A 14,001-nucleotide genomic window follows, 5' to 3' on the forward strand; every position below is an offset into this window, starting at 1 on the left:
AACACACCGTGATCACGACGACCTGGTCTCCCGGCCGAACGACCCCCGACGCGGCCCGGCCCGCGGCCGGCAGTGCGTGGTTCCCGCCGCGGAGCGGCACCGCCGACCCGTTCCGGCTGCGGCTCTACTGCCTCCCCCACGCGGGCGCCGGAGCGTCCGCCTACCGTTCCTGGGCGGGCCGTTTGGGCGACCGCATCGACGTGGTGCCCGTCCAGCTCCCCGGCCGCGAGGGCCGCTTCGGCGAGGAGGCGCTCACCACGGCGGAGGACATCGCGGACGGCCTCTGTGCCGCCCTCGCCGAGCGCGGGGACCGGCACTGGGCGCTGTTCGGGCACAGCATGGGCGCTCTGCTCGCCTACGAGGTGGCCCACCGCATGTCCTCGGCCGGCAACCCGCCCGCGCACCTCGTCGTCTCCGGGATGACCGCGCCCCCGCTGGCCGCCGGGCGGGAACGGCCCGCGGCCGAGACCCTCGGGGACGACGAACTGGTCGAGCGGATCCGCGCGCTGGGCGGCACGCCCCGGGACGTGCTGCGCTCGGCGGAGATGATGCAGCTCCTGCTGCCCGTCTTCCGCGCCGACTACCGCGTGTGCGACGACTACCGGTTCACCCCGCGGGAGCCGCTGCGGGTTCCCGTCACCGCGCTGGGCGGCGCCGCCGATCGCGGTGCCCCGGCGGCCGGACTCGCAGCGTGGCGCGACCTGACGACGGCCGGATACGCGATGCGGCTCTTCCCCGGCGGGCACTTCTACCTGCACGACCGGCTCGACGAGGTGCTGGCCGCTGTCCGGGCGGCGTGCGAGGGACGCTGAACCGGGGCGGTGTCCCGCCGGGGCGGGGCCGGGCTCAGCCGGCCTGCTCCGGGGGCTCCGGCTCGGTCTCGCCCCTGCCCGCCTCCTCCTTGGCGAGCAGGTAGCCCAGCTGGAGGCGGCTCTGCGCGCCCATGCTCTCCCGGATGCGGGCCAGGTGGGTGTGGTACGTGCGCTCGCTGATGCCGATCCGGCGGGCGATGGCGGCATCGGTCAGGCCCTCGACCAGCAGCCGCTTGATCATGTTGTGGATGTCGGGCATGACCTCGGCGGGCGCGTGCCCGGTGCGCGCGGGCGTGAAGGGCGTCGCGCGCTGCCAGTTGCGGTCGAAGACGTCCGTCAGGAAGCGCACCAGCGCCTCGTCGTGGATGACGACGGCCGAGGTGCGGTCCTCACCCGTCGCCAGGATGGCGACCGACCGGTCGATGACGATGAGCCGTTCGAAGAACTCGTCGAGCGTGCGCACTTCGCCGCCGCTCTCCGTCACGGCCTCGACGTAGGCCCGGGTGGGCGCGTTGAAGCGGGCCGGGTGCTGGTACAGGGTGCGCATGGCCACCCCGCGGTTCAGCCGTTCCAGCGTGAGCGGCAGCACCGCCTGCAGCACGGTGGCCGGGCGCCCGCCGCCCGGCTGCGCGGTGAGGATCTCCTCCCTGGCCTCGCCGGTGACCCGGTCGATGAAGGCGCGGATCTCGCTCATGCCGTGCACGTACTCGACGGCGGGCACGGCGCTCTCGGGCTGGGCCTCGGTCATGAACAGCCGCAGCGCCGGTGCGAGACGGTGCTCCACTTCCGCGGCCTGAAGCTCCAGCTGCCAGGCTTCCGTACGCCACTGCGAGGCGAGCCGGGCCTCCGCCAGCCGCGGGTCCACCGGCCGCAGGACCGACGGGTCGCCGGGTGCCGGCTCCAGCAGCCCGAACCGGACCAGAGTGGTCAGCTCCGGTACGTCCGGGTCATGGGCGACGGCGTGCTCCCGCAGAGCCCTCTCGTAGACGACGAGTGCCGCCTCCGACAGTTCCGGCGGTGGTTCCTGTCGATCTGCCCCCATATGTCTCCCTCAGATCTTTGCGGTGCAGGAATCTGCCCCCTACGCACCGTGGTGATCCTAGTTGACCGAAACCTAGCCTCCAGAGGACAAAACATTGCCGCGTGCTCAGGGGGAGACTGTGATTCGCATGATGGTTCAGGCTGCTGACAGGGGAACACGCACCACGGGCGGGACGGTGCGCCCCGTGCGGCGGACCGTGGTCGCCGCCACTCTGGCCGGTGCGCTCCTGGCAGGGTCCGGAGCCCTGCTCACGGGCGTCGGCGGATCGCTCGGCACGGACGGCAGCGGGCAGGAGACGAGCGTGTCGGCGAAGGACATCGGCTGGAACAGTGCGGGGAGCGGTCACCGGCCCGGCGACATCGGCTGGGACGGCCCGAAGCGGGACGCGCTCCACGCCGACATCGGCTGGGACGGCCCGAAGCGGGACGCCCGGCAGGGGGACATCGGCTGGAACAGTGCGGGGAGCGGTCACCGGCCCGGCGACATCGGCTGGGACGGCCCGAAGCGCGGCGCGCTCCACGCGGACATCGGCTGGAACGCCGAGCGTCCGGCCGTGCGGCTCGGGGACATCGGCTGGAACGGGCCGAAGCCCGGTGCGCTCCAGGGGGACATCGGCTGGAACGCCGAGCGTCCGGCCGTGCGGCTCGGGGACATCGGCTGGAACGGGCCGGGTGCCGAGGGCTCGCCGGCCGGGCCGTCCCCCGCGGCAGCCGGCGGCGCCGCATGACGGTACGCCTGGACGGAGTGGGACCGGACCGGCCACAGGCGCGGCGCACGCATCCCGAGGCCGCCGGTTCCACGCAGTACGGCAGGGCGCTCCAACTGGCCCGCAAACGCGCCGGTCTCACCCAGGAGCAGCTCGCCGCGGCGTCCGGCGTCAGCGTCCGGGCCATCCGGGACCTGGAACTGGGGCGGGCCAGCCGCCCCCGCAGGGAGACGACCCGCCTGCTGGCCGAGGCCCTCGGTCTGACGGGCTCCCACCGGTTCCTGCTCGACCAGGCGTCCGGTCAGGTCTCCGTGGACACCACCCTGCGGCAGATGTACGAGGAGGACGCGGCCTCGCCGCCGTCGGCGATGCACCCGCTGGTCGGCAGGGAGCGGGAACTCGACGTGGTGGCCGGCGCCCTCCTCGCGGGCCGGGAACGCATCCTGTCCCTCGTCGGACTGCCCGGGGCGGGCAAGAGCCTGCTCGCCCTGGCGGTGGCGCACCGCCACGCCGCCAGAGGGGGCGGCCGGGTCGTCTGGCTCCCCGCCCGGGCGCCCGGGGGCGGAAGCGCACCGGCGGCCGACCACGGGCCGAGTCTGCTGACGTCGTGGATGCTGGACCGGCTCTGCGGCGACGGCCCGCTGGACGAACTGGCCGGGCTGATCGGTGACCGCCGCACCCTCCTGGTGGTCGACGGTTACGACGGCCCCGTCGCCGACGGCGGACGGCTGTTGCACCTGCTCGCCTGCTGCACCAACCTCCAGGTGCTCGTCACCATGCGGACCCCGCTGCCCGTCCTGGGCGTGCGGGCCGTGCCGCTCGCCCCGCTGCCCCTGGCCGCGCCGGGGGCGGAGCCGGGCCAGGGCGCGGCGTCGCCCGCCGTCCGGCTGATGCTGGCGCACGTCGCCTACACGCGCCCGGCGATGCAGCAGACGGCGGCCGTGACGGAAGCGGTGACCGGGCTGTGCCGGCTCCTGGACGGCATCCCGCTCGCCCTCCACCTCGCGGCGGGCTGGCTGCCGATGTACTCGCCCGAGCAGCTGCTGGACAAGGCGCGGGACAACCCGCTGCCGCTGCTCGAACCGGTCTTCGCCGGGGAGTCCGAGGGGGAGGCCGACCTGGGGGCGCTGATCCGTGGTGCCGTCGGAGGGCTGCGCCCGGCGCAGTCCGGCGTGCTGACCGCGCTGGCCCTGCGGCGTCAGCCGTCGGCCACGGAAGAGGTGCAGCGCCTCCTCGGGCGTCCTGCTCAGGAGGTGGTCCGGGCGCTGCACGGCCTGCTGCTGCGGGGCCTGATCCGCGAGGAGCGGCTGCCGGGCGGCGGCACCGCCGTCTCGGTCCTCAACCTGGTGCGTCACACGGTCCTCGCGGCCCGGGAGCGCGCTCCGCGGGCGGCCGTCGCCCACGTCTGACCCGTACCCGGCGGCGCGGGGGAGGCCGGGACCGGCCGGGGCGCGCCCCGGGGACGCCTCAGCTGAAGACGATCATCGATCCCTGGGCCAGGCTCCGGGTCGCCGCCGCGTGCAGGCCCAGCCAGACGTGGCGTTCGCGGGCGAAGGGGCTGGGATCGTAGGGGGCGGGGACGGCCGGCTCCTCCAGCTCCGTCGGGCCCTGCGGAGGCTCGGGGGCCTCCGGGGGGTTGGCCGGATCGATGCCGAGGGCGGGGGCCACGGCCTCCAGTTCCCGCAGCAGGGCGTGCGAGGAGCCCAGGGGGCCGCCGCCCGCGAGGAGTTCGTCGCTGGAGAGCGGGTGCGGGAAGTCGACGGGCACGTAGGCGCCCGCGTGGTCGTAGTGCCAGACGAGGTGGGACTGCTGTGCCGTCGACTCGAACATCTCCAGCAACTGCTCGTAGTCGCCGCCCAGTTCGCCCACCGGGGTGACGGGGAGCCCGCACACGTGGAGCAGGTAGGCGCGGCGCAGGAAGTGCAGCGCGTCGTAGTCGAATCCCGCGACCGGGGCGACCTCGCCGGACAGCCCCGGCATGTACTGGTACACCGGCACCGGAGGCAGCCCGCCGTCCGCGAGCACCCTGTTGTACTGCGCGAGTTCCTCGGCGAACGGATTGTCGGGCGTGTGGCACAAGACGTCGACGAGCGGTACCAGCCACAGGTCACAGGCCAAAGAGGGCTCCTCGCATATAGCACGGCGGTCACGGCGGTCACGGTGGCCGCGCTCGCGGTGGTCACCGCGGACACAGCGGTCATGGAAGGGTATCGGCGCGGTGCGAGGAGACGTTTTCCTCGTGCACGTCCCATACCCGGGCGAGCCCCGACGACGCGGGCCGCGGCCCCCGCAACTGCTCACCCGTCCGCCAGACGCTCGATCAGGGCGAGCGAGTGGGCGTTGTACGAGGCGATGATCGCGCGGGCCGTGTCGGTGTCGCGCTGCGACAGGGCGTCGACCAGCTCGGTGTGCCGGGACCACAGGCGGCCCCGCAGGTCGGGCAGGTTGCGCAGGTGCTGCACGATGCCCACCCAGGTCTGGACGCGCAGCCGGTGCAGGAATTCGGTGAGGTAGGGGTTGCCGAACACGGCCGTCAGCTCGCGCCAGAAGCGCAGGTCGTAGCCGATCAGGATGGCGAGGTCCCCGGCGAGCGCGGCGCGCCGGGCCTCCTCGCCGCGCCGCCGGACCCCGGCGAGCGCGGCGGCCACACGGGGTTCGTCCGGCCGGAAGCGGGCCCGGTGGCCGTGGGCCAGGGAGTGGAACATGCCGTCGATGACCAGGCTGCGGGCCTCGATCATGCCGCGGAAGTCGGGGGCGGTGAACGCGTGCACCCGGAAGCCGCGGTGGTGGTCGGCGTCGAGCAGGCCCTGGGCCGACAGGTCGACCAGCGCCTCCCGCACCGGCGTCGCGGACACCCCGTACTGCTCGGCGATCTCCTTGACGGTGAACTCCCGCCCCGGCTGGAGCCGTCCGGCCAGCACCTCGTCGCGGAGCGCGTCGGCGATCTGCTGCCGCAGGGTGCTGCGGGTCACCGCGGCGTTGCCGCTGCTGCCGGGCATGGTCCGGGGGGCTCCCTCGTCGCGTGGCGCGTGCCGTGCACGCACATGGTGTCCTACGGGCACGACACCTTACGCGTTCGAGTGCGGCAGGAACGTTCGACCGGGGCCGGTACGGAGGGGATCGGGACACCCGCCCGCACCCGCCCGCTCCCCGGCCCCGGAGGGGTCAGGCGACGTACTCGTCGGCCACCGACAGGGCGGAGTCCAGCACCGCCAGGCCTTCCTTGAGTTCCGCCTCGGTGACGGTGCACGGCGGCACCACGTGCGTGCGGTTCATGTTCACGAAGGGCCACACCCCGCCCTCCTTGGCGGCGGCGGCGAACGCGGCCATCGGGGCGTTGGCCTCACCGGCCGCGTTGTAGGGGACCAGCGGCTCGCGGGTCTCCCGGTCGCGGACCAGTTCCAGCGCCCAGAACATGCCGGTCCCGCGGACGTCGCCCACGCTCGGGTGCCGTTCCGCCAGCTCGCGCAGCGCGGGTTCCAGGACGTCCGAGCCGAGCCGGGCCGCGTTCTCCACGACGCCCTCCTCCGCCATCACCCGGATCGTCGCGACGGCCGCCGCACAGGCCAGCGGGTGCCCGGAGTACGTCAGGCCGCCCGGGTAGGGCCGCTTGCCGAAGGTGTCGGCGATCGCCCCGGAGATGGCGACCCCGCCCAGCGGCACGTATCCCGAGTTGACGCCCTTGGCGAAGGTCAGCAGGTCCGGCACGACGTCGTACAGGTCGGCCGCGAACCACTCGCCGGTCCGCCCGAACCCGGCCATCACCTCGTCCAGCACGAAGACGATGCCGTACGTGTCGCACAGCTCCCGCACGCCCGCGAGGTAGCCGGCCGGCGGCATCATGATGCCCGCGGTGCCCGGGATCGTCTCCAGGATGATCGCGGCGATCGTCGACGGCCCCTCGAAGGCGATCGTCGTCTCCAGGTGCTCCAGCGCCCGCGCGCACTCCTGCTCCTCGGTCTCGGCGTAGAAGCGCGAGCGGTACAGGAAGGGCGCCCAGAAGTGCACGACCCCGGCCGTCCCGCTGTCGGAGGCCCAGCGCCGCGGGTCACCGGTGAGGTTCACGGCCTGCTGGGTGCCGCCGTGGTAGGAGCGGTACGCGGACAGCACCTTGGGGCGGCCGGTGTGCAGCCGGGCCATGCGTATGGCGTGCTCGACGGCGTCGGCGCCGCCGTTGGTGAAGAAGATCTTGTCCAGGTCCCCGGGGGTCCGCTCGGCGATCAGCCGGGCCGCCTCCGAGCGCGCCTCGACGGCGAACGCGGGCGCGAACGTCGTCATCCGTCCGGCCTGCTCCTGGATCGCGGTGACGACCTTGGGGTGCTGGTAGCCGATGTTCGTGTAGACGAGCGCGCTGGCGAAGTCGAGATAGCGCCGGCCGTCGTAGTCCCAGAAGTACGACCCCTGCGCCCCGGCGACGGCGAGCGGGTCGATGAGCTCCTGCGCGGACCAGGAGTGGAACACATGGGCACGGTCGGCGGCCTTCACTGCGGCGCCGGCCTCGGGGTTCGGCTGAGCGGTCATGCCGCCGAGGGTAGGCCGCCCGGGGCGCCCCGCGACATCGGCGCCCTGTCTGCGGTCGCGGGCTTTCCGCGACAGGTTGTCGAACGTCCCGCCCCGCCCCCCATTGACAGCAAGCTGTCGACATGACAGATTGCTGTCATGGGAAGGGGCGTCATCGTCCCCGGCCGCCACCGTCCGGCGGCCCTCCCGCCCGTCGAGACCCCAGGGAGCGGTCATGACCCGCAAGCCCGTCCACCTCGCCGTCTACGACACCTACGCCGACTGGGAACCCGGCCACACCACCGCCCACCTCGCCCTCGCCGGGTACGAGATCCGCACCGTCGCCCCCGCCGACGGCCCCGTCACCAGCATGGGCGGCCTGCGCGTCCTGCCCGGCCTCCCGCTCGACGCCCTCCGCCCCGAGGACAGCGCGCTGCTGATCCTCACCGGGGCGTCCCTCTGGGACACCGGCGACACGCTCGCCCCCTTCGCCCGCGCCGCGCGCGCCTTCCTCGACGCGGGCGTGCCCGTCGCCGCGATCTGCGGCGCCACCGCCGGACTCGCCCGCGAGGGCCTGCTCGACGACCGCGCGCACACCAGCGGCTCCCCCCACTACCTGGCCGCCACCGGCTACCGGGGCGGCGGGCGGTACACCGAGGCCGACGCCGTCACCGACGGCCTCCTCGTCACCGCGGGCCCGACCGAACCCGTCGCCTTCGCCCGCGAGGTCTTCCGCCTGCTCGGCGCCTACGACGAGACCGTCATCGACCCCTGGTTCCGGCTGTTCCACGACTCCGACCCGGCCGCCTACGCCGCGTACGAGAAGGCACTGTCCCGGTGAGCCGGGCCCGGCAGGAACTGCTGAGCGGCAGCGCGCTCGGGGTGTTCCGGCTCAACGGCCAGTTCCTCGCCGTCGCCGAGGAACTGGCCCGGCCCGCCGGGCTCACCGCCGCCCGCTGGCAGGTGCTGGGCGCGGTCCTCACCGAGCCGCTGACCGTCTCCGGGATCGCCCGCGCCATGGGCATCACCCGGCAGAGCGTGCAGCGCATCGCCGACCTGCTGGTCGACCAGGGGCTCGCCGAGTACCGGACCAACCCCGCCCACCGCCGCGCGAAGCTGCTCACCCCCACTGCAACGGGACGCGAAGCCGTCGCCCGGATCGACCCCGGGCACGCGGCCTTCGCCGACCGGCTCGCGCAGGCGTTCGGGCAGGAGGACCTGGAGCGGACGGTCCGGCTGCTCGGGCGCCTGTCCGAGGTCCTCGACGGGCTCGGCCCGCCCGAGACCGCCCGGCCGGCCACCGGCCCCGCGCCTGTTACGGAACCGTAGACGTCGTCCCCGGCCGTCCGCACGGGCCCCGCACTATCCTCATGATGTTGCTCACTGGGGGGAAGGCGGCGCAACGATGGAGAAGCTCGGTCCCGGGGATCCGCCGCACATCGGCGCGTACCGGCTGCTCGCGCGGCTCGGCGCGGGCGGCATGGGGTCCGTCTACCTGGCCCGTTCCGACCGGGGACGGACCGTGGCCGTGAAGCTGGTGCACGAGGAGCTGGCCCGGCAGGAGGAGTTCCGGGCGCGCTTCCGGCAGGAGGTGCAGGCGGCCCGGCAGGTCGGCGGCGCGTGGACCGCTCCGGTGCTCGACGCGGACACCGAGGCGCCGGTGCCGTGGGTCGCCACCGGCTACGTCGCCGGGCCCAGCCTCCAGCAGGTCGTCGGCCACCACCACGGGGCCCTGCCCGAGCGGTCGGTCCGCATCCTCGGCGCCGGCCTCGCGCACGCGCTGCAGGACATCCACGCCGCCGGCATCGTCCACCGCGACCTCAAGCCGTCCAACATCCTCGTCACCATCGACGGGCCGCGGGTCATCGACTTCGGCATCGCCCGCGCCCTGGAGACCGTGACCGACGGCGGGCTCACCCGCACCGGCGCGCTCGTCGGATCGCCCGGCTTCATGGCGCCCGAGCAGGTGCGCGGCGACCGCATCACCCCCGCCTGCGACGTCTTCTGCCTCGGCGCGGTCCTCGCCTACGCCGCCACCGGCCGGCTGCCCTTCGGCACCGCCAACAGCGGCGTGCACGCCCTGATGTTCCGCATCGCCCAGGAGGAACCCGACCTCGACGGCGTGCCCGAGGGCATCGCCGACCTGGTCCGCGACTGCCTGAAGAAGGACCCCGCCGCGCGGCCCACGCTCCGCCGGATCCTGGACCGCACCGGCGCCGAGGACACCGTCACCGACGGCCGCTCCCGCGACCCCTGGCTGCCGAGCGCCCTCGTCGCGCAGCTCGGCCGCCACGCGGTGCGGCTGCTCGACACGGAGAACCCGGAGACGCCGGACGGACCCGACGGACCCGACGGACCCGACGGGACGCCCGGGGCGCCCGGGGCGCCGGCGGCGCAGGACCCGGCTGCCCGCGCCCTGCCCGCGCCCGCCGCCACCCCCGAGCACGCCCCGGCCGCCGACGACACCCCCGGCCGCCCGTCCCCGCCCGCACCGGGCGCGCCCGGCGCCGGCACCCCGGTGAACCACCTCCCCACCGTCGTCGTCGCCGGGCAGCACGCCGCCCAGCCGCCGGCCCCGGGCGCCCCGGCCCACCCCGCCGGCCCGCAGAACCCGCCCGCGTACGGCCATCCCCAGCCGCACCCCGGCTACGGCTACCCCTACGGCGGCCACGGCGCCGGAGCCACCCCGCCCTACGGCCCGCCGCCCTTCACCGGGACCCCTCCCTACGGCCCGCCCCGGGACCCGCGCCGCGACGCGCGGTCCACCGCACTGCTCGTCGTCATCGCCCTGGTCGTCGCGCTCGCCGCGGGCGGCACCGTGTACGCCCTGATGAGCAACGGCGACACCGGCGCCGGCGGCGGCCCGTCCGCCTCACCGTCCGCCTCCGGCGACGCCGCCCGGGGGGACTCCGACGCCACCCCGTCCGACGGCAAGCAGCCCGGCACGGACGGGCCCGGCACCACGTCCCCGCCCGACGGCACCGTCCCCGCCGCCTACCTGGGCAGCTGGTCCGCGACCATCGACAACACGAGCGGGGTGCACTCCCGCCGGCTGACCATCCAGCAGGGCGGGGTCGGCGACACGGTCCTGTCCCTCCTCGCCGAGGGGCCCACGGGCAACGGCACCTACCGCTGCGTGTTCGAGGCCCGGCTGACCTCCGCCTCCGACTCCGGCGGGCTGCAGCTCGGGCCGTCGAGCGTGACCAGCGGCCGGCCGCGCAGCGCCTGCACCCCGGGCGCCGCGACCCAGGTCCGGCTGCTGCCCGGCGACACCCTCCAGCGCGTGAACACCAGCAGCGGCGAGCAGCTCACCTACACGCGGGACTGAGCGCGTCGACGCGGGAGTGAGCGCGTCCGCGCGGGACTGAGCGGGGGCGGGTGAGGGGGCCGGGGGCGGATGCCTGTACCCGGTGGGGCGGCCGAGGGATCGATGCCCGTGTCCCGGCGGGCGGTGGGCCGGATGCCCGTGTCCCGGCAGGCGGGGGTCCGGGTGCCCGTGCCCGGTGGGTCGGCCGAGGGTCCGGATGCCCGTGTCCCGGCGGGCGGGGGTCCGGGTGCCCGTGCCCGGTGGGTCGGCCGAGGGATCGATGCCCGTGTCCCGGCAGGCGGGGGGCCATATGCCCGCGTCCCGGCAGGCGGGGGTCCGGATGCCCGTGTCCCGGCAGGCGGTGGGCCGGATGCCCGTGTCCCGGCGGGCGGGGGTCCGGGTGCCCGTGCCCGGTGGGTCGGCCGAGGGATCGATGCCCGTGTCCCGGCAGGCGGGGGGCCATATGCCCGCGTCCCGGCAGGCGGGGGTCCGGGTGCCCGTGCCCGGTGGGTCGGCCGAGGGATCGATGCCCGTCTCCCGGCAGGCCGGGGGCCGGATGCCCGTCTCCCGGCAGGCCGGGGGCCGGATGCCCGTACCCGGCAGGCGGGGGGCGCCCCGGCCCGTCCGTGACTTCCTACCGCCGGGGAGAACGCGACGCCCGCGCACTGCCGGGCCCCGCTGACCCCGGACGCATCGCCGCGGCTGCGGGTCGACGGCCGCCGGCCGACGGCCAGGGGCACAGTGCCCGCCGGACGCGCTACCGCGGCTCCGGCGGGCGCTGCCTCGGCATGTTCGGGCGGGCCGACCCGGGCGGGGTGGAGAACCGGCCGTGCGGCATCACCGGCTCCGGACGGCCCGGGCCCGACACCGCCCCCTGAACGCCCAGGGGCGAGCCCCCGGTGCGGAACTCCACCATCCAGTCGGCCGTCTCCACCCGCACCAGCTCCGCGACGTCCTCGGAGAACCGCCGCAGCACCGACAGGCACCGCTCGGCCGCCTCGCTCGCCGTGCCGTCCGCCGGACCCAGCACCTCACGGACGCACTCCGACGCCCAGTCGAACTGGAGGGCCTGCAGCCGGCGGTGCACCGCCTGGGCCGTCGCCAGGTCCCGCATCCAGCCGGACGTCACCCCGAAGTACCGGTCCGCGGCCACGCACGCCACCGCCACCAGCAGCGACAGGTACCCCCACGGGGCCACCCCGCCGAGCGCCCCGGCCAGGTCCAGCAGCGGCAGCGCCGCCCCGGTCACCGCGCCCACCGCCGTCCCGGCGCGCAGCACCTGCCCGCAGCGCCGTTTCCACATCCGGTCGGTGAGATACCAGGCGGCCGTGTCCAGCGCCCCCCGCTCGACCCACCGGTACAACTCGTCCAGCCGGGCCGCCGGTTCGCCCCAGTCACCGAGCGGGAAGACCCGCCCGGTCAGATCACCCGACCGCGGTGCGGCCCCCTTGCCGTGCCGGTCCTGAGGCCGTCCCTCGGGCTGCATCTCCGGCTGACCCACCCGGTACTCCCTACTGACCGTGACTGATCCGCGACCTGCCGGACCCTTCCTACCGCCCAATGGGTGGCCCAGTGGCGGGTTCGGCCCCTTTTCCGCCCGGAAGAGGGCCGTGATCAGGTATAGGCGCCCCGTGGGACTCACTCGAAAGAGTGCTGGGGCGACGGCTGCCGCGACCACGTAGGCTCGTGCCGAACGGCAGGAACGCCCGACAGCCCGCCGGACCGACGGCCCGACCGGCCGGCGGCCCGGCCGACCGACCACAAGGAGCTGAATCGTGATCCCCGGTGGTGGCCAGCCCAACATGCAGCAGCTGCTGCAGCAGGCCCAGAAGATGCAGCAGGACCTCGCCAAGGCCCAGGAGGAACTGGCCCGCACGGAGGTCGAGGGCCAGGCGGGCGGCGGGCTCGTGAAGGCCACCGTCACCGGCTCCGGTGAACTGCGGGCCCTGCAGATCGACCCCAAGGCGGTGGACCCCGAGGACACCGAGACGCTCGCCGACCTGATCCTCGCGGCCGTCCACGCGGCCAACGAGAACGCCCAGAACCTGCAGCAGCAGAAGCTGGGCCCGCTGGCCCAGGGCCTGGGCGGCGGCGGCATCCCCGGACTGCCCTTCTAAGACGGCCCGCGGACCTCTACGGTACCTAGTGACGTGACCCCAGGAAGGACGGCAGTCCGTTGTACGAAGGCGTGGTACAGGACCTCATCGACGAGTTGGGCAGGCTGCCCGGCGTCGGTCCCAAGAGCGCCCAGCGGATCGCCTTCCACATCCTCCAGGCCGAACCGACCGACGTCCGCCGTCTCGCCCACGCGCTGATGGAGGTCAAGGCCAAGGTCCGCTTCTGCGCGACCTGCGGCAACGTCGCGCAGGAGGAGCTCTGCGGCATCTGCCGCGACACCCGCCGCGACCCCGCGGTCATCTGTGTCGTGGAGGAGCCCAAGGACGTCGTGGCGATCGAGCGCACCCGCGAGTTCCGCGGCCGCTACCACGTGCTCGGGGGCGCGATCAGCCCCATCGACGGCGTGGGCCCTGACGACCTGCGCATCAGGGAGCTCCTGGCCCGCCTGGCCGACGGCACCGTCACCGAGCTGATCCTGGCCACGGACCCCAACCTCGAGGGCGAGGCCACGGCGACGTACCTCGCCCGCATGATCAAGCCCATGGGCCTGAAGGTCACCCGCCTGGCCAGCGGCCTCCCGGTGGGCGGCGACCTGGAATACGCGGACGAGGTGACCCTCGGCCGCGCCTTCGAGGGGAGACGACTCCTAGATGTCTGATGCCACGCTGCATGTCACGGACCAGGATCCGGACGACTTCGCCGTCCAGATCGCGGATCAGATCGAGAGCTTCCTCGTCGCCGTCACCGAGGTCGCCAAGGGCGACGAGCCCGACTCGGCGGTGCCGTTCCTGCTGCTGGAGGTCTCCCAGCTGATGCTGGCCGGCGGCCGGCTCGGCGCCCACGAGGACATCGTCCCCGACGAGCGCTACGAGCCCGACCCGGGCCCCGAGCCGGACGTGGACGAGCTCCGCGAGAACCTCGCGCGCATGCTGGACCCCATCGACGTCTACTCCGAGGTCTTCGACCCCTACGAGCCCCGCACGGCGCCCGTGCCCGCCCGGATCTCCGACGACCTCACGGACGTCATCACCGACCTGCGGCACGGCATGGTCCACTACCGCGCGGGCCGCACCACCGAGGCCCTGTGGTGGTGGCAGTTCTCCTACTTCTCCAACTGGGGCTCCACGGCGTCCGCGACCCTGCGCGCCCTGCAGTCGGTCGTCGCCCACGTCCGCCTCAACCAGCCCCTCGCCGCACTCGACGGCCTCGACACCGACCAGGGCGTGGGCGACGACACCCTGGAGTTCGAGGCGGGCCAGGTGATGGCGGAGGAGATCGCGGAGCCGCTGGGCCTGCGCTCACCGGTCAGGTAGCCGCGCGCCGGGCCCCGCCCGGGCCTTCACGAACCGCCTCCCCATGTGACGCAGGTCGCTTTTCCGAGTGCGTTGCGCCGGGCTGGGCATGAGCCCCCTGCGCGGGCGCCCGGAGGTCTCACCATGCGATATCGCCGAGGGGATTTTCGGACGCTCGATAGAATGAGCCCGCCACGCATCACACACATGTGTGTACATCGTGG

General features: G+C 74.6%; 14 protein-coding genes. 9 read left to right on the forward strand and 5 right to left on the reverse strand.

Going from position 1 to position 14,001, the window contains the following annotated elements; translation table 11 throughout:
* The first annotated feature begins 8 nt into the window (after positions 1–8).
* Positions 9–812 carry a thioesterase II family protein gene (locus ACIRPP_RS22175; RefSeq protein WP_403645503.1) on the forward strand — a complete coding sequence of 268 codons (804 nt, stop codon included), beginning with the start codon at positions 9–11 and terminating at the stop codon, positions 810–812.
* Positions 813–846: 34 nt separating this feature from the next.
* Here the strand turns inward: ACIRPP_RS22175 and ACIRPP_RS22180 are convergent, their stop codons facing one another.
* Entirely contained in the window at positions 847–1,854 is a 1,008-nt protein-coding gene (locus ACIRPP_RS22180) for a LuxR C-terminal-related transcriptional regulator (protein ID WP_403645506.1), read from the reverse strand.
* Between the two features lie 184 nt (positions 1,855–2,038).
* On the opposite strand from ACIRPP_RS22180, the gene ACIRPP_RS22185 reads away from it, so the two are divergent.
* Complete coding sequence (locus ACIRPP_RS22185; RefSeq protein WP_403645509.1) at positions 2,039–2,581, forward strand: hypothetical protein; 543 nt, start codon at positions 2,039–2,041, stop codon at positions 2,579–2,581.
* Entirely contained in the window at positions 2,578–3,969 is a 1,392-nt protein-coding gene (locus ACIRPP_RS22190) for a helix-turn-helix domain-containing protein (protein ID WP_403645512.1), read from the forward strand. Before ACIRPP_RS22185 ends, ACIRPP_RS22190 begins: the two co-directional genes overlap by 4 nt.
* Before the next feature lie 58 nt (positions 3,970–4,027).
* Here ACIRPP_RS22190 and ACIRPP_RS22195 read toward each other — a convergent pair whose 3' ends face one another.
* The 3 genes from ACIRPP_RS22195 to ACIRPP_RS22205 all read right to left on the reverse strand — a co-directional run bounded on the left by ACIRPP_RS22195 (position 4,028) and on the right by ACIRPP_RS22205 (position 7,081).
* On the reverse strand, positions 4,028–4,678 hold the full coding sequence (locus tag ACIRPP_RS22195; protein ID WP_403645515.1) for a hypothetical protein: 651 nt from the start codon (positions 4,676–4,678) through the stop codon (positions 4,028–4,030).
* A gap of 179 nt (positions 4,679–4,857) precedes the next feature.
* Positions 4,858–5,559, reverse strand: a complete 702-nt coding sequence (locus ACIRPP_RS22200) for a GntR family transcriptional regulator (RefSeq protein WP_164333390.1) — start codon at positions 5,557–5,559, stop codon at positions 4,858–4,860.
* Positions 5,560–5,725: 166 nt separating this feature from the next.
* A complete protein-coding gene (locus ACIRPP_RS22205) occupies positions 5,726–7,081 on the reverse strand; it encodes an aspartate aminotransferase family protein (RefSeq protein ID WP_403645518.1) in 1,356 nt (451 codons plus the stop codon).
* A gap of 214 nt (positions 7,082–7,295) precedes the next feature.
* On the opposite strand from ACIRPP_RS22205, the gene ACIRPP_RS22210 reads away from it, so the two are divergent.
* From ACIRPP_RS22210 to ACIRPP_RS22220, 3 genes are all read left to right on the forward strand, one after another.
* Positions 7,296–7,901, forward strand: a complete 606-nt coding sequence (locus ACIRPP_RS22210) for a DJ-1/PfpI family protein (RefSeq protein WP_403645521.1) — start codon at positions 7,296–7,298, stop codon at positions 7,899–7,901.
* Positions 7,898–8,389, forward strand: coding sequence for a MarR family winged helix-turn-helix transcriptional regulator (locus ACIRPP_RS22215; RefSeq protein WP_403645525.1), 492 nt, complete (start codon positions 7,898–7,900; stop codon positions 8,387–8,389). Before ACIRPP_RS22210 ends, ACIRPP_RS22215 begins: the two co-directional genes overlap by 4 nt.
* 76 nt (positions 8,390–8,465) lie before the next feature.
* Positions 8,466–10,388, forward strand: coding sequence for a serine/threonine-protein kinase (locus tag ACIRPP_RS22220; protein WP_403645528.1), 1,923 nt, complete (start codon positions 8,466–8,468; stop codon positions 10,386–10,388).
* Positions 10,389–11,124: 736 nt separating this feature from the next.
* On the opposite strand, the gene ACIRPP_RS22225 is transcribed toward ACIRPP_RS22220, so the two are convergent.
* Entirely contained in the window at positions 11,125–11,868 is a 744-nt protein-coding gene (locus ACIRPP_RS22225) for an SLATT domain-containing protein (RefSeq protein ID WP_403645531.1), read from the reverse strand.
* Positions 11,869–12,142: 274 nt separating this feature from the next.
* Between ACIRPP_RS22225 and ACIRPP_RS22230 the strand changes: the two genes are divergently transcribed.
* The 3 genes from ACIRPP_RS22230 to ACIRPP_RS22240 are packed head-to-tail and all read left to right on the forward strand — an operon-like array spanning position 12,143 to position 13,798.
* Positions 12,143–12,484, forward strand: coding sequence for a YbaB/EbfC family nucleoid-associated protein (locus ACIRPP_RS22230; protein WP_164334234.1), 342 nt, complete (start codon positions 12,143–12,145; stop codon positions 12,482–12,484).
* Between the two features lie 59 nt (positions 12,485–12,543).
* Entirely contained in the window at positions 12,544–13,143 is a 600-nt protein-coding gene (recR, locus tag ACIRPP_RS22235; protein WP_164443860.1) for a recombination mediator RecR, read from the forward strand.
* Entirely contained in the window at positions 13,136–13,798 is a 663-nt protein-coding gene (locus ACIRPP_RS22240; protein ID WP_403645536.1) for a DUF5063 domain-containing protein, read from the forward strand. The genes recR and ACIRPP_RS22240 overlap by 8 nt, the downstream gene beginning before the upstream one ends.
* Positions 13,799–14,001 lie beyond the last annotated feature (203 nt).

The sequence above is a fragment of the Streptomyces sp. NPDC101219 genome (genome assembly GCF_044767675.1).
GTDB lineage: Bacteria > Actinomycetota > Actinomycetes > Streptomycetales > Streptomycetaceae > Streptomyces.